Source organism: Burkholderia sp. F1, from assembly GCF_050813845.1.
Lineage (GTDB): Bacteria > Pseudomonadota > Gammaproteobacteria > Burkholderiales > Burkholderiaceae > Burkholderia > Burkholderia ubonensis.
On record NZ_CP172421.1, the window covers coordinates 608,363 to 631,418 of the forward strand.

Genomic DNA, 23,056 nt, shown 5'->3' on the forward strand with positions numbered 1-23,056 from the left:
CGTGATTATTGCGCGCGCAGCCGGTAGCCGCGCTGCGCCTTGCTGATGTTGTCGGGGGCGAGGCCGGGCAGCGCTTGCTGCAACTCGGCGGCGAGCGTCGCGAGCGCCGACTCCGGGCCGTCGATCAGTTCGAGTTCGATTTCGCTGATCGGTTCATGGCGCGTTTCGCTTTCCGCCTGAACGACGATCTCGCCGAGATCCACCGCCGCTTCGACGATCGCGCCGCCGATCGCGATGCGCCACAGCGTGCGCGTGAAATCGGTGCGGAATAGCGCGTGCAGCGCGGGCGCCGCGCCGCGCAGCGCGTCGGCGGCTTCAGCCACGTCGCACGCTGCGACGAGCGCGTCGATCTCGAGCGCGTCGCCGGCCACCGGCAGCTCCCATTCGTGACGCCGATGCAGCCCGCCCTCCGCGGTGCCGACCGTCTTGAACGTCTGCAGCCAGCCGTGCGGCGCGCGGCGGACCCGCACCGCGCTCTTCGAGCGGGCGAGCGCGAGATCCGGCGTGTCGTAATAGACGTTCGCGAGCGCGATCTCGCGGCCGGGCTCGCCGGTCAGCGTCGCGAAGAATTGCTGCGCGGCTGCGGCCTGTCCGGCCGGCAGCGCGAGCTTGATTTCCTTTTCGATCGCCATCAGAAGAACATCCGCGCGAGCTCTTCGCCCGGGTGCTCGGCGCGCATGAACGCCTCGCCGACGAGGAACGTGTTCACGTTCGCCGCGCGCATCGTATCGACGTCGATGCGCGACAGGATGCCCGACTCGGTCACGACGATCCGGTCCGGCGGGATCATGTCGAGCATGTCGAGCGTGGTCCGGATCGACGTTTCGAACGTGCGCAGGTTGCGGTTGTTGATGCCGAGGAGCGGTGTCTTGAGCGTCAGCGCCTGCTCCATCTCGTCGCGGTCGTGTACTTCGACCAGCACGGCGAGACCGAGCGAGTGCGCGTACGCCTCCAGATCCTGCATCAGCGGCGTGTCGAGCGCGGCGGCGATCAGCAGGATCGCGTCGGCGCCCATCGCGCGCGCTTCGAGGATCTGGTACGCGTCGACGATGAAGTCCTTGCGCAGCACCGGCAGCGTGCAGGCCGCGCGCGCTTCCTCCAGATAGCGGACGCCGCCCTGGAAGAACTGCTCGTCGGTCAGCACCGACAGGCAAGCGGCGCCGTGCGTCGCGTACGACCGCGCGATGTCGGCCGGCACGAAATGCTCGCGCAGCACGCCTTTCGACGGGCTGGCCTTCTTGATTTCGGCGATCACGGCGGGCTGGCCGGCCGCATGCTTCGCGCGCAGCGCGCCGACGAAGTCGCGCAGGTCGCGCGCGGACGCGTCCAGCTTCAGCGCTTCGAGCGGCGTGCTGCGCATGGCCGCGGCGACTTCTGCGCGCTTGACGGCAATGATTCGTTCGAGGATGTCGCTCATGGGAGTCTCGTGCTTGATTCGGTTTCGAAAGGGCGGATCAGCGCTTGAACTGCTGCGTGAAGCGCACCAGCTCGTCGACCTTCGTGCGCGCCTTGCCGCTCGCGATCGCCTCGCGGGCGAGCTGGATGCCGTCGGCGATCGACGCGGCGACGTTCGCCGCATACAGCGCGGTGCCCGCATTCAGCGTGACGATCTCGCGCGCGACGCCCGGCTGGTTGTCGAGCGCGCCAAGCAGCATCACGCGCGATTCGTCGGCATTTTCCACCTTCAGCGAGCGGTTCGACACCATCTGCAGGCCGAAGTCCTCCGGATGGATCTCGTACTCGTGCACCTCGCCGTCGCGCAGCTCGCCGACGAGCGTCGCGGCGCCGAGCGACACCTCGTCCATCCCGTCCTTGCCGTATACGACGAGCACGTGCTGCGCGCCGAGACGCTGCATCACGCGCACCTGGATGCCGACGAGGTCCGGGTGGAACACGCCCATCAGCTGGTTCGGCGCGCCTGCCGGATTGGTCAGCGGGCCAAGGATGTTGAAGATCGTCCGCACGCCGAGCTCGCGGCGCACCGCTGCGATGTTCTTCATCGCCGGATGGTGGTTCGGCGCGAACATGAAGCCCATCCCGGTCTCGGCGATCGACGCGGCCACCTGGTCCGGCTGCAGGTCGATGTTGACGCCGAGCGCCTCGAGCACGTCGGCGCTGCCGGACTTGCTCGACACGCCGCGGTTGCCGTGCTTCGCGACCTTCGCGCCGGCCGCGGCCGTGACGAACATCGTCGCGGTCGAGATGTTGAACGTGTGCGAGCCGTCGCCGCCGGTGCCGACGATGTCGACGAAATTCGAGTTGTCCGCCACGTGCACGTGGTTCGCGAATTCGCGCATCACGGTCGCGGCGGCGGTGATTTCGCCGATCGTTTCCTTCTTCACGCGCAGGCCGGTGATGATCGCGGCGGCCATCACCGGCGACATGTCGCCGCGCATGATGAGCCGCATCAGGTGCAGCATCTCGTCGTGGAAGATCTCGCGGTGCTCGATCGTGCGCTGCAGCGCCTCCTGTGGGGTGATCGTCATCGTGAGTCTCCGGTCAGGCAGTGTGCGCGGCGGCGGCGCGCGTCTCTTTCAGGAAGTTTTCGAGCAGCGCATGGCCGTGCTCGGACAGGATCGATTCCGGATGGAACTGCACGCCTTCGATCGGCAGCGTCTTGTGGCGCACGCCCATGATCTCGCCGTCGTCGGTCCACGCGGAGATCTCGAGGCAGTCCGGCAGCGATTCGCGCTCGATCGCGAGCGAGTGGTAGCGCGTGACGTCGAAGTGCTTCGGCAGGTCCGCGAACACGCCGCGGCAGTCGGTTTCGATCCGGCTCACCTTGCCGTGCATGATGGTCTTCGCGCGCACGACGCGGCCGCCGAACGCTTCGCCGATCGCCTGGTGGCCGAGGCACACGCCGAGGATCGGCTTCTTGCCCGCGAATTCGCGCAACACGTCGAGCGTGATGCCCGCGTGCTGCGGATTGCTCGGCCCGGGCGACAGACAGATCGCAGCGGGATTCAGGCGCGCGATTTCGTCGAGCGTGATCTCGTCGTTGCGATAGGTGCGCACGTCCTCGCCCAGTTCGCCGAAGTACTGGACCAGGTTGTAGGTGAACGAGTCGTAGTTGTCGATCATGAGCAGCATGGTCAGTCTCCGGTCAGAAGTCGCTGTCGAGGCCGTCTTGGACCTGTTCGGCCGCACGCAGAACCGCGCGCGCCTTGTTCTCGGTCTCTTGCCATTCGGATTCGGGCACCGAATCCGCGACGACGCCGGCCGCCGCTTGCACGTACAGGTTGCCGTTGTGGATCAGGCCGGTGCGGATCGCGATCGCGAGATCCATCTCGCCCGAGAACGACAGGTAGCCGACGGCGCCGCCGTACAGCCCGCGCTTGACCGGCTCGAGCTCGTCGATCAGCTCCATCGCGCGCACCTTCGGCGCGCCCGACAGCGTGCCGGCCGGGAACGTCGCGCGCAGCACGTCGTAATTCGTCATGCCGGGCTTCAGCTTGCCCTCGACCGAGCTGACGATGTGCTGCACGTGCGAGTACTTCTCGATCACCATCTTGTCGGTCACCTGGACCGAGCCGATTTCCGCGATGCGGCCCACGTCGTTGCGCGCGAGGTCGATCAGCATCACGTGCTCGGCGATCTCCTTCGGATCGTTGAGCAGTTCGGTCGCGAGCTCCGCGTCGCGTTCGGGCGTGTTGCCGCGCGGCCGCGTGCCGGCGAGCGGGCGGATCGTGACGATCTGGTCGTCGCCGCGCTTCTCCTGGCGCACGAGGATTTCCGGCGATGCGCCGACCACGTGGAAATCGCCGAAGTTGTAGTAATACATGTACGGCGACGGATTCAGCGAGCGCAGCGCGCGATACAGCGACAGCGGATTGTCGCGATACGGCTTCGTCAGGCGCTGGCCAACCTGGATCTGCATCAGCTCGCCGGCCGCGATGTATTCCTTCGCCTGGCGCACGGCGGCCAGATAGTCTTCCTTCTTGAACTCGCGGAACGTCTCGGTGCGCACGCTCGGCGACGTGACGGGCGGCTGCACGGTCGCGCGCAGCCGCTGCTTCAGCTCGCGCAGGCGCTGCTTCGCCTTCGCGTATGCCTCGGGCTGGCCCGGATCGGCGTAGATGATCAGGTACAGCTTGCCCGCCAGGTTGTCGATGACGGCGACTTCCTCCGTCAGCAGCAGCTGGATGTCGGGCAGGCCGAGATCGTCGCGCGGCGCGGTGTGCGCGAGCTTCTTCTCGATGTAGCGCACCGCGTCGTAGCCGAAGTAGCCGGCGAGACCGCCGCAGAAGCGGGGCAGGCCCGGACGCTGCGCCACCTTGAAGCGCGCCTGGAACGCCGCGATGAATTCGAACGGATCGCCGTCGTGCGTCTCGACGACCTGGCCGTCGCGCACCACTTCGGAAACGCCGGCGCGAGCGCGCACGAGCGTGCGCGCCGGCAGGCCGATGAACGAGTAGCGGCCGAAGCGTTCGCCGCCGACCACCGATTCGAGCAGGAACGAGTTGGCGCCGGTGCGTTCTGGCTGCGCCAGCTTCAGGTAGAGGGACAGCGGCGTTTCGAGATCGGCCAGGGCTTCCGCGATCAGCGGAATGCGGTTGTAGCCTTCGTTCGCGAGCGATTGGAATTCGAGTTCGGTCATGTTCCGGTCCTGTTCTGGACGAGCGGCGGGATGCGCCGGGGATCACGTGGTGCTGCGCGGGCGCTGTCGGCGGAACGGCGGTCGATCGTGGTGTGCCTGGTGCCGGCGGGCGGGTTCCGGAGCGCGAGCGTCGCGAGCCTGCGACCGTCCCTGAACGCAAGCGTTCGGGTGCGGTAGGACTCGAGGTGGTGCGGCGATCGGCGCGCGGATGCGCAGCGAGACAAAAAACGGCGCTGAAGACGTGCTTCAGCGCACCTCATCGAAGAGGTTAGCGTGACCAGCGACGCCAGGGCCAGGCTCCCCGGTCGATGCTGCTCAGACTCCGTTTTTTGTTCAGAAACATGCGGATGGAAGAATTAGATCAGACGGTTGGCCGGCCGGCGTTGTGCGCGGCGATCGCGCGGGCTGCGACCAGCAACGAGCCGACTATACCATCCGAATTTATCGTTTGTATAGCCTTGCCATGGTTGTAGCCGTACGGCACCGTCAGCGTCGCCATGCCCGCCGCGCGGCCCGCGAGCGCGTCGTTTTCCGAGTCGCCGATCGCCACCGCGACGTCCGGCGCGACGCCGAGTGCATCGCACGCGGTCAGCATCGGCAGCGGGTCGGGCTTCTTGCGCGGCACGCTGTCGCCGCCGAGCACGATGCCGAAGCGGTCGATCAGCCCGTATTGCTCGAGCAGTTCGATCGCGAAGCGGTGCGGCTTGTTGGTCACGCACGCGAGCTTGATGCCGTCGGCGCGCAGCGCGTCGAGACCGGCCGCGACGTCCGGGTAGAGGCGCGTGTGGCGGCCGTTGATCTTCGCGTATTCGGCCTGGTAGATCGCGAGCGCGTCGTCGAAGCGCGCGTGCGCTTCGTCTGCGGAAAAGCGCGGTTTCAGCACGCTCTGGATCAGATGCTCGGAGCCCTTGCCGACGTAGCCGATCACTTCGTCGCGCGACGTCGCCGGCGCATCGAGCTTCGCCAGCATGTGGTTCAGGCCGACGGTGAAATCGTCGGCGGTATCGACCATCGTGCCGTCGAGGTCGATCAGCGCCGCGTCGATGCGCGGCGCAGCGAAGTGGATCGGCGCGGCCGGCTTAGGCGCGGCCGGCTTAGGTGCGGCCGGCTTAGGTGCGGCCGGCTTAGGCGCGGCCGGATGCGCTTCGGATGGGTTCGATTCGCTCACGGCGTCAGCTCCGCGTGACTGTCGCGAGCTGGCTGCGCATCTCGTCGATCACCTTGCGGTAGTCAGGCTTGCCGAAGATCGCCGAGCCCGCGACGAAGGTATCCGCGCCGGCCGCCGCGATTTCCGCGATGTTGTCGGCCTTCACGCCGCCGTCGACCTCGAGCAGGATCTCGCGGCCGGTGCGTTCCGTGTAGGCGTCGATGCGCGCGCGCGTCTCGCGCAGCTTGTTCAGCGTTTCCGGAATGAACGACTGGCCGCCGAAGCCCGGGTTCACCGACATCAGCAGCACGAAGTCGAGACGGTCCATTACGTAGTCGAGATAGTTCAACGGCGTCGCCGGGTTGAACACGAGGCCGGCCTTGCAGCCGTGGTCGCGGATCAGCGACAGCGTGCGGTCGATGTGATCGGAGCCTTCCGGGTGGAAGCTGATCAGGTTCGCGCCCGCTTTCGCGAAATCGGGCACGATCCGGTCGACCGGGCGCACCATCAGGTGCACGTCGATCGGCACCTGCACGTGCGGACGGATCGCTTCGCAGACGAGCGGGCCGATCGTCAGGTTCGGGACGTAATGGTTGTCCATCACGTCGAAGTGGATCCAGTCGGCGCCGGCGGCGACCACGTTGCGGACTTCTTCGCCGAGCCGTGCGAAGTCGGCCGACAGGATGCTGGGAGCGATGCGGAATTGAGTCATGGCTGAGGAGCGGGGACGGTGCGGCGCAAAAGTGCCATTCTACCGCCGGGCGGCGCCGTGCGCGGTTGCGGGTCGGTGCCGCATGAAGCAGAATGCCGAACCAAAGCGGCGCGTCCGCGGCCCCGCGTCGCACGATGCTGGCGCGGGCCGGTCACTACCCAGCGGAATCACCATGAGTCAGTATCAGTTCACCGTGACGGTGAAAACCAGCTACTTGCCGGAACAATCCGACCCCGAACGCCGTCAATACGCATTCGCGTACACGCTGACGATCCGCAACAGCGGGCAGGTCGCGGCGCAGCTGATCGCGCGTCACTGGATCATCACGGACAGCGAGAGCCACGTGCAGGAAGTGAAGGGGCTGGGCGTCGTCGGCCACCAGCCGCTGCTGCAGCCGGGCGAGCAGTTCGAATACACGAGCTGGGCCGTGATCGCGACGCCGGTCGGCACGATGCGCGGTTCGTACTTCTGCGTTGCCGAGGACGGCGAGCGCTTCGACGCGCCGATCGACGAGTTCGCGCTGCACATGCCGCGCACGCTCCATTGAGCGTGCACGGCGCGGCGCGCTCAGCGGGACGGGCGGTCGTTGTTGCGGGCGTGCTTCTTCCGGCCCGAGGCTGTCCACGCGACGATGAAGATCAGCAGGGCGAGCGCGAGGAAGGCTTCCAGCGCGAAGATGAGCATCGGATATTGGTCGAGAAGATCTGACATGGCGGTTTCCATCAAGAACGAACATTGTATGTGGTTTGGTCCCCGGTTAGCGGGCTGGGCGGCGGCGGTCGCGACGGCGGCGCTGCTTGCAGCGTGCGGCGGCGCGCCGCCGCGGACGTCTTCCCTGAAGCCTCCGACCGGCGCCGCGATCGTGCCGGGGCAAGTCGCCGCCACGCGGCTGACGCCGGTTGCCTGGCAGCAGGTGCCGGGCTGGCAGGACGACTCGCTGATCGGCGCGACGGTCGCGCTGCGGCAGAACTGCGCGCGGCTGGCGCGCCAGGCCGCATGGCAGCGCGCGTGCGCGGCAGCCGAGCGGCTCGACGAGCTCGACGTCAGCAGCGCGCGCGCGTTCTTCGAAACGTATTTCACGCCGTTCCAGTTCGCGAACAGCGACGGCACGCTCGATGGCCTCGTCACCGGCTATTACGAGCCGCTGCTGCGCGGCTCGCGCGTGCGGCGCGGGTCGTATCAGACCGCGCTCTACCGCTGGCCTGCCGGCTATCGCGCGGGCGCCGCGCTGCCGGCGCGGGCGCAGCTCGAGCGCGCAGGCGTCCTGAACGGCAACGAGCTGGTGTGGGTCGACGATCCGATCGAGGCGTTCTTCCTGCAGGTGCAGGGCTCCGGGCGCGTCTTGCTCGACGACGGCTCGGTGATGCGGGTCGGCTACGGCGGCACCAACAACCAGCCGTACCGTTCGATCGGCAAGTGGCTGATCGACCGCGGCGAGCTGACACCGGCCCAGGCGACGATGCAGGGCATCAAGGCGTGGGCGAAGGCGAACCCGACCCGCATCGACGCGCTGCTCGACACGAATCCGCGTTTCGTGTTCTTCCGCGAGATGCCGTCGAAGGAAGAGGCGCCGCATGGCGGCGCGGACGGTCCGGTCGGCGCGCTCGGCGTGCCGCTGACGCCGGAGCGTTCGATCGCGGTCGATCCGTCGGCGATTCCGCTCGGCACGCCGGTGTTCCTGCAGACGACGCGTCCGTTGACCAACACGCCGATGAATCGCCTCGTGTTCGCGCAGGATACGGGCAGCGCGATCAAGGGCGGTGTGCGGGCCGACTACTTCTGGGGGCTCGGCGACGATGCCGGCGACCAGGCGGGGCGGATGAAGCAGATCGGCCGGATGTGGCTGCTGTTCCCGAACTCATGATGCAGGTGGCAGGCAGGCGCCTCGCGGAAGTCGCTTGACGCGCCAGGCTGGACGAAAAGCCCGATCGATTCGAAAAACCGATCGGGCTTTTTGCATTGGCGGGCGACGCCCGCGTCAACCCCTGCGTTTGTCGATGACCCGGCGCGCCTTGCCGACCGAGCGCTCGATGCCGTTGACCGGCAGCACGTTGATCACCGCGGTCACGCCGATCAGCGACTTGATGTCGTGCGCGAGCGCCTGCTTCGCCGCGTTGATCGTCGCCGTGTCCGGCGCGGTCTCGGGGCAAGGCTCGACGTTCAGCGTCAGCACGTCGAGCGGGCCCTCCTTCGTCAGCACGATCTGATAGTGCGGCGCGAGCGCGCGCTGCCGGAGCAGCTGTTCCTCGATCTGCGTCGGGAACACGTTGACGCCGCGCACGATCATCATGTCGTCCGAGCGCCCGGTGATCTTTTCCATCCGGCGCATCGTGCGCGCGGTGCCGGGCAACAGGCGCGTCAGGTCGCGGGTCCGGTAGCGGACGATCGGCAGCGCTTCCTTCGTCAGCGACGTGAACACGAGCTCGCCCAGCTCGCCGTCTGGCAGTACCTCGCCCGTTTCCGGATCGATGATTTCCGGATAGAAGTGGTCTTCCCAGATCGTCGGGCCGTCCTTGGTCTCGACGCATTCGGATGCGACGCCCGGGCCGATCACCTCGGACAGCCCGTAGATGTCGACTGCGTCGATGCCCATGCGGCGCTCGATCGCGGCGCGCATGTCGTTGGTCCAGGGCTCCGCACCGAAGATGCCGATGCGCAGCGAGCTTTGCGCGGGATCGACGCCCTGCCGCTCGAACTCGTCGGCGATCGAGAGCATGTAGCTCGGCGTCACCATGATGATGTCCGGACGGAAATCCTGGATCAGTTGCACCTGCTTCTCGGTCTGGCCGCCGCCGAACGGAATCACGGTCAGCCCGGCGCGCTCGGCGCCGTAATGTGCGCCGAGCCCGCCCGTGAACAGCCCGTAGCCGTAGCTGATGTGCACCTTGTCGCCCTGGCGCGCGCCGGCGGCGCGGATCGAACGGGCGACCAGATTGGCCCAGGTGTCGATGTCGCGCGCCGTGTAGCCGACGACCGTCGGCTTGCCGGTCGTGCCTGACGACGCGTGGATGCGCGAGATCTGGTCTTGCGGCACGGCGAACATGCCGAACGGATAGCTGTCGCGCAGGTCGCTCTTGGTGGTGAACGGGAAGCGGGCCAGGTCGGCCAGCGCTTTCAGGTCGTCCGGATGCACGCCCGCTTCGTCGAACTTGCGGCGATAGACCGGGGAATGCAGGTAGGCATGCCGGAGCGACCACTTGAGGCGCTCGAGCTGCAGCGCGGTCAGCTCGTCGCGAGTCGCGGTCTCGATCGGCTCGAGCGGTAGCGGGGTAGTCATGCGTGTCTCCAGGTTTTGTTCTGTGCGGGCCGTTGCGTCAGCGGTCGTCCGGAATGACCGTGCCCTTGATCTGGGCTGACTTGCCGCGGAACATCGCAACCGTTTCGCCGGCCTGATTCGTGACGCGGATGTCGTAGATGCCGTATCGGCCGTTGCGGGTCTGCTCGACAGCCTCGGCGGTCAGTATGTCGCCGCCGTGCACCGGGCGCAGGAATTCGATCGAGCAGCCGGCCGCGACCGTGTTGAGGTTGTACGAATTGCAGGCGAACGCGAACGTCGAATCGGCGAGCGTGAAGATGAGCCCGCCGTGACAGATCTGATGGCCGTTCAGGAAGTCGGCCCGCACCGGCATGCGCATGCGCGCGTAGCCGGGACGCACTTCGGCGAGCTCGATGCCCAGTGCGCGGCTGCACGTATCCGCGTCGTACATCGCCTGCGCGGTGGCCCGTGCGAGCGCGTCGGGGCTGCGCGTTTCGGCGGAGCCGCTCATGTCAGCGCCCCTCGAAGCGCGGCGCGCGCTTCTCGATGAAGGCCTTCACGCCTTCCGCATAGTCGTGCGATTGGCCCAGCTTGCGCTGCAGGTCGCGTTCCACGTCGAGCTGCTGATCGAGCGTATGCGTGGTGCTTTCGCGCATCGCCTGCTTGACCGAAGCGATCGCGAGCGTCGGTTGCTGCGCGAGTTGGGCGGCGAGCTGGCGGGCGGTCGCGGCGAGCACATCGTCGTCGACGGCGCGCCAGATCAGTCCCCATTGCTCGGCCTGCTCGGCGCTCAGCTTGTCGCCGGTCAGCGCGAGCCCGAGCGCGCGCGCCATGCCGACACGCTGCGGCAGGAACCAGGTGCCGCCGGAGTCCGGCACGAGCCCGATCTTGACGAAAGCCTGGATGAAACTGCTCGAACGCGCGGCCAGCACGAGGTCGCATGCGAGCGCGAGGTTGGCGCCCGCGCCGGCGGCCGTGCCGTTGACGGCGGCGATCACCGGTATCGGCAGGCGCTGCAGACGCCGGACCAGCGGATTGAAATGCTCGTCGATCAATGCGCCGAGATCGGTCGACGCACCGGGCGTGAAATCGAGATCGGCGAGGTCCTGGCCGGCGCAGAAGCCGCGCCCCGCGCCCGTCAGGACCAGTGCGCGCGCGCCGCCGGATTCGACGTCATCAAGCGTCGACTGCAGTTCGCGATGCATCGCCCGCGTAAAGCTGTTCAGCTTGTCCGGACGGTTGAGCGTGATCGTCGCCACGTGGGTGGCCTGATCGATATCCAGCTGGATCGCCTGATATGACATGCAGTATCTCCTTGATGACTTCGTTATAGGCGCGTCACGCTTCGGTTACACCCGCTCGATCGCGAGCGCGATACCTTGCCCGACGCCGATGCACATCGTGCAGAGCGCGAAACGACCGCCGGTGCGCTCCAGTTGATAAAGCGCCGTCGTGACGAGACGCGCACCGGATGCGCCGAGCGGATGGCCGAGCGCAATCGCGCCGCCGTTCGGGTTCACGCGCGGATCGTCGTCCGCGACGCCCAGCGTCCGCAGCACCGCGAGCCCCTGCGATGCGAACGCCTCGTTCAGCTCGATCACGTCGAACTGGTCGATCGTCATGCCGAGGTGAAGCAGCAGCTTTTGCACGGCCGGCGCCGGGCCGATGCCCATCACACGCGGCTCGACGCCGGCGGTCGCCATGCCGACGACGCGCGCGCGGCGGCGCAGGCCATACTGGTCGGCCGCTTCGGCATTCGCGAGCAGCAGCGCCGCTGCGCCGTCGTTGACGCCCGACGCGTTGCCGGCCGTCACCGTGCCGTCCGGGCGCACGACGCCCTTGAGCTTCGCCAGCGTCTCCAGTGACGTCTCGCGCGGATGCTCGTCGCGCGACACGACGAGCGGGTCGCCCTTTTTCTGCGGGATCGTCACCGCGACGATCTCCTCCGCCAGCGTGCCGTCCTGCTGCGCGCGCGCGGCCTTCTGCTGGCTGCGCAGCGCGAACAGGTCCTGGTCGGCGCGGCTGATGCGGTAGTCGGTCGCGACGTTTTCGGCCGTTTCCGGCATCGAGTCGACGCCGTATCGCTGTTTCATCAGCGGATTGATGAAGCGCCAGCCGATCGTCGTGTCGAAGATGTCGGCCTGGCGCGCGAACGCACTCGCGGACTTGCCCATCACGAACGGCGCGCGGGTCATGCTTTCGACGCCGCCCGCGATCATCAGCCGCGCTTCCCCGGACTTGATCGCGCGTGCGGCGGAGCCGACCGCGTCCATCCCGGAGCCGCACAGGCGGTTCAGCGTCGTGCCCGGCACGGCGGTCGGAAGGCCCGCCAGCAGCGCGGACATGCGTGCGACGTTGCGGTTGTCTTCGCCCGCCTGGTTCGCGCAGCCGTAGATCACGTCGTCGATCGCCGACCAGTCGACGTCGCGGTTGCGCTCGATCAGCGCCCGGATCGGCACCGCGCCGAGATCGTCGGCACGGACATCTTTCAAGGCGCCGCCGTAGCGGCCGATGGGGGTGCGAATCGCATCGCAGATGTAGGCGTCAGTCATGGGCGTATCGGTGGAAAGCGAGCCCGCCGCGCCGGGCGGCGGATTCGTTCATGGTAGAGGACGGCGCGACGTTTGCGCGTCGGTCGTACGGGTTATGCCGTTTGGCCGGCTTCCGCAGGCACGGCCTTCGGCGCAACATGGACACGGCTCTGCACCACGCGGAACCGGTTGGCGACGAATGCCGAATCCGCGAGCGCCGCATTGGCGGCCGGATTCGCGCCCGTGCCGTGGAAGTCCGAGAACGCGGCGGACTGGTTGACGAACACGCCCCCTGTCAGGTTGATGGACAGGGCGACGCCGCCGCGCACCGCCGCGTCATGCGCCGCGTCGATCACGGCATCGTCCGTGCTGTAGGCGGAGAGCGTGAGCGCGCCGTGTTCCGCGGCGATCGCGCCGGCGAAATCGAGCGACTGGGCCGTCGAGTCGGTCGCGATCACGAACGAGATCGGCCCGAACCATTCCTGCGTGAATTTCTCGCGGTCGGCGGCGTCGAGCTGGAGCACGAGCGGGGTGCGAACGCGCGCATCGGGGAAGGCGGGGTGCTGTAACGCTTGGCTGTCCGCGAGCACGCGGCCGAGCTTGCGCGCGTCGTCGATTCGCGCCGTGACGCCGTCGTTCTGAATCGCGCCGATCAATTCAACCGAGCGCGCCGGGTCGCCGGTCAGCTTCTGCACTGCGACGGCGATCGCCTGCGCGACTTCGTCGAAGCTCGCGTGCCCGTCGGCGGTCCGGATGCCGCCGCGCGGCACGTAGATGTTCTGCGGTGCCGTGCACATCTGGCCGGAGTACAGCGACAGCGAGAAGGCGATGTTCTTGGCTGCGGCCTTCAGGTCGTCCACCGAGTCGATCACGATCTGGTTGACGCCGGCCTTCTCCGTATAGACCTGGGCTTGATGGGCATGCCGTTCGAGCCACGTGCCGTTCTGCGTGCTGCCGGTGAAGTCGATCAGCTTGATTTCAGGGCGGAGCGCGAGATCCTGCACGAGGGCGCCGTCGTTCGGCTCGGTCGCGAGCAGCGTGACGACGTTCGGATCGAAACCTGCTTCGCGCAGCACGTCGCGCGCGATCCGGACGGTGATTGCCAGGGGCAGGATCGCGCCCGGATGAGGTTTGACGATGACGGTATTGCCGGTCGCCAGATCGGCGAAGAGGCCCGGATAGCCGTTCCAGGTCGGGAACGTGCAGCAGCCGAGCACGAGCCCGGTGCCGCGCGGCACGACCGTGTAGCGCTTGTGCATCGCGAGCGGCGGATTCTTCCCTTGCGGCTTTTCCCAGTGCGCATCGGCAGGGATGCGTCGCAGTTCGTCCCATGCGTAAGCGACGGCCTCGAGCGCGCGGTCTTGTGCGTGCGGGCCGCCGGCCTGGAACGCCATCATGAACGCCTGGCCGGTGGTGTGCATCACGCTGTACGCGATCTCGAAGCTGGCGCGATTCAGGCGCGCGAGGATTTCCATGCAGACGCCGATCCATGCGGTCGGTCCGGCCTTGCGCCACGCGGGCTGGGCTGCCGCCGCCGCGGCGATCAGCGCATCGGGCGTCGATTTCGGGTACCGCACGCCCAGGCCGATGCCGTACGGCGACCGCTCGGCGCCGACCGTTTCGCCGGCCGCGGGCTGGTCGAGCGCGAAGGTCTTGTCGAGGTGCGACCTGAACGCCGCCTCGCCGTCGGCGTTGGCGCTTTCCCCGTACACTTTGGGACTGGGCATTTCGACGAACGGGCTCCAGTAGCCGCGGCTCTCGATGGCGGCGAGTGCGTGCTTCAGCGTGTCTTCGTGCTTCGTGAACAGTGGGTGGGTCATGGCGGCAGCCTGATGAACGTTAAGGGGAATTGGACCGATTAATTAACCGACCGGTTGGTCGGAGAATGGTAGCATCAATCTATTCGCATGTGCGAGGCGTTTCGCATTTCATTGATCGAGGAGAAATAGATGGCTTACGAGAACATCCTGGTGGAGACCCGAGGCCGCGTCGGCCTCATTACGCTGAACCGGCCGAAGGCGCTGAATGCGCTGAACGACGCGCTGATGGATGAGCTGGGGGCGGCGCTCAAGACGTTCGATGCCGATGACGGCATCGGCGCGATCGTCGTGACGGGCAGCGAGAAGGCGTTCGCGGCGGGCGCGGACATCGGCATGATGGCGACCTATTCCTATATGGATGTATACAAGGGCGACTACATCACGCGGAACTGGGAAGTCATCCGCCAGATCCGCAAGCCGATCATTGCTGCGGTCGCTGGGTTTGCGCTGGGCGGTGGCTGCGAGCTGGCGATGATGTGCGACATCATCTTCGCGGCGGACACGGCGAAGTTTGGTCAGCCCGAAATCAAGCTCGGCGTCATGCCGGGTGCGGGTGGCACGCAGCGCTTGCCGCGCGCGGTGTCGAAGGCCAAGGCGATGGACATGTGCCTGACCGCGCGTTTCATGGATGCCGCTGAGGCCGAGCGGGCAGGGCTGGTGTCCCGGGTGCTGGCGGCGGACAAGCTGCTGGACGAGGCCATCGAGGCTGCGACGACGATCGCCGAGTATTCGTTGCCGGCGGTCATGATGGTCAAGGAGTCGGTGAACCGCGCATACGAGACCACGCTGGCCGAGGGCGTGCATTTCGAGCGCCGGCTGTTCCACTCGATGTTCGCGACGGAAGACCAGAAGGAGGGGATGGCTGCGTTCGTCGAAAAGCGGAGGCCGGTGTTCAAGCACCGCTGACGGGCGGTCATGCTGGACGAGCACTCGATTCGTCATCACCAAAGCCCCCGTGCGCGGCAGCGCACGGGGGCTTTTTAATTTATTTCGCGAAACCCCTTGCGCGGAACGCGGGAGGTGCCTAGAATCACGCCTCTTTCGCGCTCACGGCAACGCGGCGCGGAAGGGGGAAGCGGAGCTGGTTGGCGGTCGTGGTTGGACACCCGGTCAGCGAAGGAAGATGAACCCCGCAGTCGCAACGATGTAGTAAAAAAAGTTGTTGACGAACTGCGAAACAGTGTTCATAATCTCGTTTCTCTGCTGCTGACAACGCAGCGCTGCTGAGAAAGACGAAGTGCTTCTCGCAGAAATGCTCTTTAAAAATTAACAGCCGATAAGTGTGGGCGCTTGATGACCGCGAGCCGATTTTCGGATCGGATTGGCAAAAGTATCAAGAGTCTCACACTAAAGTAAGTCAGGTTTATGAAGCAATTCATATTCCTGTCAGCTTTGAGTGAGCGACCGGTTCTACGGAACCGAAAACAGTAACAGGTTTGAACTGAAGAGTTTGATCCTGGCTCAGATTGAACGCTGGCGGCATGCCTTACACATGCAAGTCGAACGGCAGCACGGGTGCTTGCACCTGGTGGCGAGTGGCGAACGGGTGAGTAATACATCGGAACATGTCCTGTAGTGGGGATAGCCCGGCGAAAGCCGGATTAATACCGCATACGATCTACGGATGAAAGCGGGGGATCTTCGGACCTCGCGCTATAGGGTTGGCCGATGGCTGATTAGCTAGTTGGTGGGGTAAAGGCCTACCAAGGCGACGATCAGTAGCTGGTCTGAGAGGACGACCAGCCACACTGGGACTGAGACACGGCCCAGACTCCTACGGGAGGCAGCAGTGGGAATTTTGGACAATGGGGAAACCCTGATCCAGCAATGCCGCGTGTGTGAAGAAGGCCTTCGGGTTGTAAAGCACTTTTGTCCGGAAAGAAATCCTCTGCCCTAATATGGCGGGGGATGACGGTACCGGAAGAATAAGCACCGGCTAACTACGTGCCAGCAGCCGCGGTAATACGTAGGGTGCGAGCGTTAATCGGAATTACTGGGCGTAAAGCGTGCGCAGGCGGTTTGCTAAGACCGATGTGAAATCCCCGGGCTCAACCTGGGAACTGCATTGGTGACTGGCAGGCTAGAGTATGGCAGAGGGGGTAGAATTCCACGTGTAGCAGTGAAATGCGTAGAGATGTGGAGGAATACCGATGGCGAAGGCAGCCCCTGGGCCAATACTGACGCTCATGCACGAAAGCGTGGGGAGCAAACAGGATTAGATACCCTGGTAGTCCACGCCCTAAACGATGTCAACTAGTTGTTGGGGATTCATTTCCTTAGTAACGTAGCTAACGCGTGAAGTTGACCGCCTGGGGAGTACGGTCGCAAGATTAAAACTCAAAGGAATTGACGGGGACCCGCACAAGCGGTGGATGATGTGGATTAATTCGATGCAACGCGAAAAACCTTACCTACCCTTGACATGGTCGGAATCCTGAAGAGATTCGGGAGTGCTCGAAAGAGAACCGGCGCACAGGTGCTGCATGGCTGTCGTCAGCTCGTGTCGTGAGATGTTGGGTTAAGTCCCGCAACGAGCGCAACCCTTGTCCTTAGTTGCTACGCAAGAGCACTCTAAGGAGACTGCCGGTGACAAACCGGAGGAAGGTGGGGATGACGTCAAGTCCTCATGGCCCTTATGGGTAGGGCTTCACACGTCATACAATGGTCGGAACAGAGGGTCGCCAACCCGCGAGGGGGAGCTAATCCCAGAAAACCGATCGTAGTCCGGATTGCACTCTGCAACTCGAGTGCATGAAGCTGGAATCGCTAGTAATCGCGGATCAGCATGCCGCGGTGAATACGTTCCCGGGTCTTGTACACACCGCCCGTCACACCATGGGAGTGGGTTTTACCAGAAGTGGCTAGTCTAACCGCAAGGAGGACGGTCACCACGGTAGGATTCATGACTGGGGTGAAGTCGTAACAAGGTAGCCGTATCGGAAGGTGCGGCTGGATCACCTCCTTTCTAGAGCTATCTCGCACAAGTTGAGCGCTCACGCTTATCGGCTGTAAATCAAGACAGACTCAGGGGTCTGTAGCTCAGTCGGTTAGAGCACCGTCTTGATAAGGCGGGGGTCGTTGGTTCGAATCCAACCAGACCCACCAATTGTCTGGCGGAACACACCTGAGGAAGTCTCTGTACATGGGGGCATAGCTCAGCTGGGAGAGCACCTGCTTTGCAAGCAGGGGGTCGTCGGTTCGATCCCGTCTGCCTCCACCAATCTTCAATGACAAGCGTTCGACGTGGTCGAATCCTTGTCATTGGCGATTGAGCCAGTCAGAGTGATATGAGTAACACCATATCGGCTGTCGTTCTTTAACAATCTGGAAGAAGTAAGTAATTGGATAGCGGAAGCGTCTTTGAGATGGACGTGAAAACTATCCGGGTTGTGATTGTATCGATGTATCTCAAGATGATTCGAACTTCATGTTCGGCTCAATTGGAATACGGCACAACGCGAGAACTCAACCTGTAACGAGACAGACTCGTTATAGGGTCAAGCGAACAAGTGCATGTGGTGGATGCCTTGGCGATCACAGGCGATGAAGGACGCGGTAGCCTGCGAAAAGCTACGGGGAGCTGGCAAACGAGCTTTGATCCGTAGATGTCCGAATGGGGAAACCCACCTTTTGGAGTATCCATAGCTGAATACATAGGCTATGTGAAGCGAACGCGGTGAACTGAAACATCTAAGTAACCGCAGGAAAAGAAATCAACCGAGATTCCCAAAGTAGTGGCGAGCGAAATGGGATGAGCCTTGTACTCTTTATTTGTATTGTTAGCCGAACGCTCTGGAAAGTGCGGCCATAGCAGGTGATAGCCCTGTAGGCGAAAACAGTATGAAAGAACTAAGTGTACGACAAGTAGGGCGGGACACGTGAAATCCTGTCTGAAGATGGGGGACCATCCTCCAAGGCTAAATACTCGTGATCGACCGATAGTGAACCAGTACCGTGAGGGAAAGGCGAAAAGAACCCGGGAGGGGAGTGAAATAGATCCTGAAACCGCATGCATACAAACAGTCGGAGCCTCGTAAGGGGTGACGGCGTACCTTTGTATAATGGGTCAGCGACTTACGTTCAGTAGCAAGCTTAACCGTATAGGGCAGGCGTAGCGAAAGCGAGTCCGAATAGGGCGTTCAGTTGCTGGGCGTAGACCCGAAACCAAGTGATCTATCCATGGCCAGGATGAAGGTGCGGTAACACGTACTGAGGTCCGAACCCACTAACGTTGAAAAGTTAGGGGATGAGCTGTGGATAGGGGTGAAAGGCTAAACAAACTTGGAAATAGCTGGTTCTCTCCGAAAACTATTTAGGTAGTGCCTCGTGTCTCACCTTCGGGGTAGAGCACTGTCATGGTTGGGGGTCTATTGCAGATTACCCCGCCATAGCAAACTCCGAATACCGAAGAGTGCAATCACGGGAGACAGACATCGGGTGCTAACGTCCGGTGTCAAGAGGGAAACAACCCAGACCGCCAGCTAAGGTCCCCAAATATAGCTAAGTGGGAAACGAAGTGGGAAGGCTAAAACAGTCAGGAGGTTGGCTTAGAAGCAGCCACCCTTTAAAGAAAGCGTAATAGCTCACTGATCGAGTCGTCCTGCGCGGAAGATGTAACGGGGCTAAGCTATATACCGAAGCTGCGGATGCGTGCTTGGCACGCATGGTAGGAGAGCGTTCCGTAAGCCTGCGAAGGTGCGTTGAAAAGCGTGCTGGAGGTATCGGAAGTGCGAATGCTGACATGAGTAGCGATAAAGGGGGTGAAAGGCCCCTCGCCGTAAGCCAAGGTTTCCTACGCAACGTTCATCGGCGTAGGGTGAGTCGGCCCCTAAGGCGAGGCAGAAATGCGTAGCTGATGGGAAGCAGGTCAATATTCCTGCACCATTGTTAGATGCGATGGGGGACGGATCGCGGAAGGTTGTCCGGGTGTTGGAAGTCCCGGTCGCTGCATTGAGAAGGCGCTTAGGCAAATCCGGGCGCGGAATTCAAGGGTGTGGCGCGAGCTTCTTAGGAAGCGAAGCAATTGGAAGTGGTTCCAAGAAAAGCCTCTAAGCTTCAGTCTAACGATGACCGTACCGCAAACCGACACAGGTGGGCGAGATGAGTATTCTAAGGCGCTTGAGAGAACTCGGGAGAAGGAACTCGGCAAATTGGTACCGTAACTTCGGGATAAGGTACGCCCTTGTAGCTTGACCAGCCTGCGCTGGAAGGGTGAAGGGGTTGCAATAAACTGGTGGCTGCGACTGTTTAATAAAAACACAGCACTCTGCAAAACACGAAAGTGGACGTATAGGGTGTGACGCCTGCCCGGTGCCGGAAGATTAAATGATGGGGTGCAAGCTCTTGATTGAAGTCCCGGTAAACGGCGGCCGTAACTATAACGGTCCTAAGGTAGCGAAATTCCTTGTCGGGTAAGTTCCGACCTGCACGAATGGCGTAACGATGGCCACACTGTCTCCTCCCGAGACTCAGCGAAGTTGAAGTGTTTGTGATGATGCAATCTACCCGCGGCTAGACGGAAAGACCCCATGAACCTTTACTGTAGCTTTGCATTGGACTTTGAACCGATCTGTGTAGGATAGGTGGGAGGCTATGAAACCGGAACGCTAGTTTCGGTGGAGCCGTCCTTGAAATACCACCCTGGTTTGTTTGAGGTTCTAACCTTGGCCCGTGATCCGGGTCGGGGACAGTGCATGGTAGGCAGTTTGACTGGGGCGGTCTCCTCCCAAAGCGTAACGGAGGAGTACGAAGGTACGCTAGGTACGGTCGGAAATCGTGCTGATAGTGCAATGGCATAAGCGTGCTTAACTGCGAGACCGACAAGTCGAGCAGGTGCGAAAGCAGGTCATAGTGATCCGGTGGTTCTGTATGGAAGGGCCATCGCTCAACGGATAAAAGGTACTCTGGGGATAACAGGCTGATACCGCCCAAGAGTTCATATCGACGGCGGTGTTTGGCACCTCGATGTCGGCTCATCTCATCCTGGGGCTGTAGCCGGTCCCAAGGGTATGGCTGTTCGCCATTTAAAGAGGTACGTGAGCTGGGTTTAAAACGTCGTGAGACAGTTTGGTCCCTATCTGCCGTGGGCGTTGGATATTTGAAGGGGCTGCTCCTAGTACGAGAGGACCGGAGTGGACGAACCTCTGGTGTACCGGTTGTCACGCCAGTGGCATCGCCGGGTAGCTATGTTCGGAAGAGATAACCGCTGAAAGCATCTAAGCGGGAAACTCGCCTTAAGATGAGATATCCCTGGGGACTAGATCCCCTTGAAGGGTCGTTCGAGACCAGGACGTTGATAGGTCAGGTGTGTAAGCGCAGTAATGCGTTCAGCTAACTGATACTAATTGCCCGTAAGGCTTGATCCTATAACAAGTCTGTTTTACAGCGGTTGAATGACCGCGATGTGTGCGATACGCACAACCTAAATTACTGCTTCTTCCAAGATTGGTCGCGCTGCGAAGCGACGCGACAACCCTCTTGCCTGATGACCATAGCGAGTCGGTCCCACCCTTCCCATCCCGAACAGGACCGTGAAACGACTCTACGCCGATGATAGTGCGGATTCCCGTGTGAAAGTAGGTAATCGTCAGGCTCCCTAAGCCAGAAACCCCCGCCCAAAAGGCGGGGGTTTTTGCATTTCTGCGCCGGATCTGCACGGCGCGCGCTGGCGTGCGAATACGTTACCCATCGCCTCGCTCGAGGCTGGTGGTCAGAAGGCCTGTAGACATCCCAGCCTTCTCGCGAACGTCCGTTCGCCCCCGATTCTCGCAATTCCCCCCATCCCCATCGAAAGCGCGAGGCGATTTCTCGTCACGAAATCGACACTTCGCCGCTCGCCTCCGCCGTAGAATTCTCCAATCCCCAATCCGCGAATAAAACGATGAACGCCCCTACACAGATGGCCAGGGCCGTATGCCCCCACGATTGCCCTGATACGTGCGCGATGCGCGTCACCGTCGAAAACGGCAAGGCGCTCAAGGTATCCGGCGATCCCGATCATCCGCCGACTCAGGGTGTGTTGTGCACCAAGGTCAGCCGCTATGCCGACCGGGTGCATCATCCCGATCGCTTGACCGTACCGCTCAAACGCATCGGTGCCAAGGGAGAAGGGCGTTTCGCGCCGATCAGCTGGACTGAGGCATTCGACGAGATCGGCCGCCGCCTCGGGGAGATCGCGAAGCGCGCGCCGGAAGCGATCGTTCCGTACAGCTATGCGGGGACGATGGGGCTCGTGCAGGGCGAAGGCATCGCCCAACGGTTCTTCCACAAGCTGGGCGCGTCACGGCTCGAGCGCGCGATCTGTGCTGCAGCGGGCGCGGCAGGGCTGCGTTACACCTATGGCGGCAGTCTCGGGATGCACCTCGAATATTTCGACGAGAGCGAACTGATTCTGATCTGGGGCGCGAACCCGATCGCGTCGAGCCTGCATTTCTGGACGCGGGCCCAGGAAGCGAAACGGCGTGGCGCGCATCTGGTCGCGATCGACCCGTACCGCTCGCTGACAGCGGAAAAGTGTCACCAGCACATTGCATTGCGGCCCGGCACCGACGGCGCGTTCGCGCTCGGCATGATGCATGTGCTGATCACGGAAAACCTGCTCGATCACGACTATATCGCCAGCCATACGGTCGGCTTCGACGCGCTCAAGGCGCGCGCAATGTCCTATCCGCCGGAGCGGGTTGCGCAGATTTGTGGTGTCGACGCGTCCGAGCTGATCGAACTCGCACGCCGCTACGGCGCCACCCGGAAAGCGTCGATCCGGCTCAATTACGGCATGCAGCGCGTGCGAGGCGGCGGCAACGCAGTGCGCGCGATCGCCAGCTTGCCCGCGCTGACGGGCGCATGGCGCGACCGGGCAGGCGGATTGCTGCTGTCTTCTTCGGAGTGGGCGCCGGTCAATCAGCCCGCACTGTTGCGTCCCGACCTGATGCCGGGATGGCCGCACAAACTGCCGCGCATCATCAACATGAACGCCATCGGCGATGCGCTGCTGCACCCGGGCGACGAGGCCTTCGGACCGAAGGTCGAGGCGGTGATCGTCTACAACTCGAACCCTGTCGCCGTCGCGCCGGATTCGTCGAAGGTAGCTGCAGGGTTTGCACGTGAGGACCTGTTCACCGTCGTTCTCGAACATTTCAAGACAGATACCGTCGATTTCGCCGACATTGTGCTTCCGGCGACCACGCAGCTCGAGCATCTCGACGTCCACAAGTCGTATGGCCACACCTATGTGATGGCGAACCTGCCGTCGATTCCGCCGGTGGGCGATGCGCGGCCGAACACGGAGATTTTCCGCGGCATCGCGCGCAGCATGGGGCTCGATGAACCTGCGCTCTACCACAGCGACGAGGAGGTCGCGCGCGCGGCCCTCAGGTGGGACGATCCGACGCTCGACAGCAATTGGGACGCGCTGAAGCAGGCAGGATGGCTCAAGCTCAAGCTGCCTGACGCGCCGTTTGCGAACGGCGGTTTCAGGACTCCGTCCGGCAAATGCGAGTTCTACAGCGCGCGGCTGGCGGAGATGGGGATGGATCCGGTGCCTGACTATCTGCCGCCGTTCGAGTCGGCCGAAGCGGCGCCGGAACTTGCGGCGCGCTATCCGCTTGCGATGATCTCGCCGCCGGCCCGGAATTTCCTGAACAGCACCTTCGTCAACGTCGACAGCCTGCGCAATACGGAGGGCCGGCCGCATCTCGACATTCACCCCGTCGACGCCGACGCGCGGGGGATCGCGGACGGCGATGTCGTGCGCATCTTCAACGATCGCGGTTCGATGCAAGCGCGCGCACGGATCACCGACCGCGCCCGGGCCGGACTCGTGGTCGGCTTGTCGATCTGGTGGAAAAAATTGTCGCCGGACGGTCGGAACGCGAACGAGGTGACGAGCCAGGCACTCACCGATCTTGGCAATTCGGCGACGTTTTACGACTGCTTGGTCGAGGTAGAGAGAATTTGACGGAGGATCGATACAGGCGTGCGCCGGAAGTTCGAAG

The 23,056-nt window shown here is 63.4% G+C and carries 16 protein-coding genes, 2 tRNA genes and 3 rRNA genes; 9 read left to right on the top strand and 12 right to left on the bottom strand.

Going from position 1 to position 23,056, the window contains the following annotated elements; genetic code table 11:
• Positions 1–5: 5 nt before the first annotated feature.
• The 7 genes from ACFIMZ_RS03000 to rpe all read right to left on the bottom strand — a co-directional run bounded on the left by ACFIMZ_RS03000 (position 6) and on the right by rpe (position 6,456).
• Entirely contained in the window at positions 6–632 is a 627-nt protein-coding gene (locus ACFIMZ_RS03000; protein WP_431821333.1) for a CYTH domain-containing protein, read from the bottom strand.
• Complete coding sequence (gene trpC, locus ACFIMZ_RS03005; protein ID WP_431821334.1) at positions 632–1,417, bottom strand: indole-3-glycerol phosphate synthase TrpC; 786 nt, start codon at positions 1,415–1,417, stop codon at positions 632–634. The genes ACFIMZ_RS03000 and trpC overlap by 1 nt, the downstream gene beginning before the upstream one ends.
• Before the next feature lie 37 nt (positions 1,418–1,454).
• On the bottom strand, positions 1,455–2,486 hold the full coding sequence (trpD, locus tag ACFIMZ_RS03010; RefSeq protein WP_431821335.1) for an anthranilate phosphoribosyltransferase: 1,032 nt from the start codon (positions 2,484–2,486) through the stop codon (positions 1,455–1,457).
• A 13-nt stretch (positions 2,487–2,499) separates the two neighbouring features.
• Positions 2,500–3,090: an aminodeoxychorismate/anthranilate synthase component II gene (locus ACFIMZ_RS03015; RefSeq protein ID WP_431821336.1), complete on the bottom strand. Its 591-nt coding sequence runs from the start codon at positions 3,088–3,090 to the stop codon at positions 2,500–2,502.
• A gap of 13 nt (positions 3,091–3,103) precedes the next feature.
• Positions 3,104–4,597: an anthranilate synthase component I gene (trpE, locus tag ACFIMZ_RS03020; protein ID WP_431821337.1), complete on the bottom strand. Its 1,494-nt coding sequence runs from the start codon at positions 4,595–4,597 to the stop codon at positions 3,104–3,106.
• Positions 4,598–4,958: 361 nt separating this feature from the next.
• Positions 4,959–5,663 carry a phosphoglycolate phosphatase gene (locus ACFIMZ_RS03025; protein ID WP_431822416.1) on the bottom strand — a complete coding sequence of 235 codons (705 nt, stop codon included), beginning with the start codon at positions 5,661–5,663 and terminating at the stop codon, positions 4,959–4,961.
• 106 nt (positions 5,664–5,769) lie between these two features.
• A complete protein-coding gene (rpe, locus tag ACFIMZ_RS03030) occupies positions 5,770–6,456 on the bottom strand; it encodes a ribulose-phosphate 3-epimerase (RefSeq protein WP_010092804.1) in 687 nt (228 codons plus the stop codon).
• Positions 6,457–6,628: 172 nt separating this feature from the next.
• On the opposite strand from rpe, the gene apaG reads away from it, so the two are divergent.
• Together apaG and mltA are read left to right on the top strand one after the other, a co-directional pair.
• Positions 6,629–7,003 carry a Co2+/Mg2+ efflux protein ApaG gene (apaG, locus tag ACFIMZ_RS03035; protein WP_017333705.1) on the top strand — a complete coding sequence of 125 codons (375 nt, stop codon included), beginning with the start codon at positions 6,629–6,631 and terminating at the stop codon, positions 7,001–7,003.
• An 84-nt stretch (positions 7,004–7,087) separates the two neighbouring features.
• Entirely contained in the window at positions 7,088–8,320 is a 1,233-nt protein-coding gene (gene mltA / locus ACFIMZ_RS03040; RefSeq protein ID WP_431821338.1) for a murein transglycosylase A, read from the top strand.
• A gap of 114 nt (positions 8,321–8,434) precedes the next feature.
• Here mltA and paaK read toward each other — a convergent pair whose 3' ends face one another.
• The 5 genes from paaK to paaN all read right to left on the bottom strand — a co-directional run bounded on the left by paaK (position 8,435) and on the right by paaN (position 14,063).
• A complete protein-coding gene (gene paaK, locus ACFIMZ_RS03045; RefSeq protein ID WP_431821339.1) occupies positions 8,435–9,733 on the bottom strand; it encodes a phenylacetate--CoA ligase PaaK in 1,299 nt (432 codons plus the stop codon).
• Between the two features lie 37 nt (positions 9,734–9,770).
• Positions 9,771–10,223, bottom strand: a complete 453-nt coding sequence (gene paaI / locus ACFIMZ_RS03050; RefSeq protein WP_431821340.1) for a hydroxyphenylacetyl-CoA thioesterase PaaI — start codon at positions 10,221–10,223, stop codon at positions 9,771–9,773.
• Between the two features lies 1 nt (position 10,224).
• Complete coding sequence (gene paaG, locus ACFIMZ_RS03055; protein ID WP_431821341.1) at positions 10,225–11,016, bottom strand: 2-(1,2-epoxy-1,2-dihydrophenyl)acetyl-CoA isomerase PaaG; 792 nt, start codon at positions 11,014–11,016, stop codon at positions 10,225–10,227.
• Positions 11,017–11,061: 45 nt separating this feature from the next.
• On the bottom strand, positions 11,062–12,264 hold the full coding sequence (gene pcaF, locus ACFIMZ_RS03060; RefSeq protein WP_431821342.1) for a 3-oxoadipyl-CoA thiolase: 1,203 nt from the start codon (positions 12,262–12,264) through the stop codon (positions 11,062–11,064).
• Between the two features lie 92 nt (positions 12,265–12,356).
• Positions 12,357–14,063, bottom strand: a complete 1,707-nt coding sequence (paaN, locus tag ACFIMZ_RS03065) for a phenylacetic acid degradation protein PaaN (protein ID WP_431821343.1) — start codon at positions 14,061–14,063, stop codon at positions 12,357–12,359.
• Between the two features lie 129 nt (positions 14,064–14,192).
• Between paaN and ACFIMZ_RS03070 the strand changes: the two genes are divergently transcribed.
• The 7 genes from ACFIMZ_RS03070 to ACFIMZ_RS03100 all read left to right on the top strand — a co-directional run bounded on the left by ACFIMZ_RS03070 (position 14,193) and on the right by ACFIMZ_RS03100 (position 23,019).
• Entirely contained in the window at positions 14,193–14,969 is a 777-nt protein-coding gene (locus ACFIMZ_RS03070; protein ID WP_431821344.1) for an enoyl-CoA hydratase, read from the top strand.
• Positions 14,970–15,501: 532 nt separating this feature from the next.
• Positions 15,502–17,028, top strand: a 16S ribosomal RNA gene (locus tag ACFIMZ_RS03075).
• 63 nt (positions 17,029–17,091) lie between these two features.
• Positions 17,092–17,168: transfer RNA gene (locus ACFIMZ_RS03080), tRNA-Ile, on the top strand.
• A gap of 39 nt (positions 17,169–17,207) precedes the next feature.
• Positions 17,208–17,283, top strand: a tRNA-Ala gene (locus ACFIMZ_RS03085).
• A gap of 275 nt (positions 17,284–17,558) precedes the next feature.
• Positions 17,559–20,428: ribosomal RNA gene (locus ACFIMZ_RS03090) — 23S ribosomal RNA — on the top strand.
• Between the two features lie 115 nt (positions 20,429–20,543).
• A 5S ribosomal RNA gene (gene rrf, locus ACFIMZ_RS03095) occupies positions 20,544–20,655 on the top strand.
• Together the 16S, 23S and 5S rRNA genes with 2 tRNA genes alongside form the textbook arrangement of a ribosomal RNA operon.
• Positions 20,656–20,943: 288 nt before the next feature.
• A complete protein-coding gene (locus ACFIMZ_RS03100) occupies positions 20,944–23,019 on the top strand; it encodes a molybdopterin-containing oxidoreductase family protein (protein WP_431821345.1) in 2,076 nt (691 codons plus the stop codon).
• The last annotated feature ends 37 nt before the right edge of the window (positions 23,020–23,056 follow it).

Coding starts and splice junctions, on each gene's coding strand:
- ACFIMZ_RS03000 (WP_431821333.1), bottom strand. CDS start 632: ATGGCGATCGAAAAGGAAATCAAGCTCGCGCTGCCGGCCGGACAGGCC.
- trpC (WP_431821334.1), bottom strand. CDS start 1,417: ATGAGCGACATCCTCGAACGAATCATTGCCGTCAAGCGCGCAGAAGTC.
- trpD (WP_431821335.1), bottom strand. CDS start 2,486: ATGACGATCACCCCACAGGAGGCGCTGCAGCGCACGATCGAGCACCGC.
- ACFIMZ_RS03015 (WP_431821336.1), bottom strand. CDS start 3,090: ATGCTGCTCATGATCGACAACTACGACTCGTTCACCTACAACCTGGTC.
- trpE (WP_431821337.1), bottom strand. CDS start 4,597: ATGACCGAACTCGAATTCCAATCGCTCGCGAACGAAGGCTACAACCGC.
- rpe (WP_010092804.1), bottom strand. CDS start 6,456: ATGACTCAATTCCGCATCGCTCCCAGCATCCTGTCGGCCGACTTCGCA.
- apaG (WP_017333705.1), top strand. CDS start 6,629: ATGAGTCAGTATCAGTTCACCGTGACGGTGAAAACCAGCTACTTGCCG.
- mltA (WP_431821338.1), top strand. CDS start 7,088: ATGAAGATCAGCAGGGCGAGCGCGAGGAAGGCTTCCAGCGCGAAGATG.
- paaK (WP_431821339.1), bottom strand. CDS start 9,733: ATGACTACCCCGCTACCGCTCGAGCCGATCGAGACCGCGACTCGCGAC.
- paaI (WP_431821340.1), bottom strand. CDS start 10,223: ATGAGCGGCTCCGCCGAAACGCGCAGCCCCGACGCGCTCGCACGGGCC.
- paaG (WP_431821341.1), bottom strand. CDS start 11,016: ATGTCATATCAGGCGATCCAGCTGGATATCGATCAGGCCACCCACGTG.
- pcaF (WP_431821342.1), bottom strand. CDS start 12,264: ATGACTGACGCCTACATCTGCGATGCGATTCGCACCCCCATCGGCCGC.
- paaN (WP_431821343.1), bottom strand. CDS start 14,063: ATGACCCACCCACTGTTCACGAAGCACGAAGACACGCTGAAGCACGCA.
- ACFIMZ_RS03070 (WP_431821344.1), top strand. CDS start 14,193: ATGGCTTACGAGAACATCCTGGTGGAGACCCGAGGCCGCGTCGGCCTC.
- ACFIMZ_RS03100 (WP_431821345.1), top strand. CDS start 20,944: ATGAACGCCCCTACACAGATGGCCAGGGCCGTATGCCCCCACGATTGC.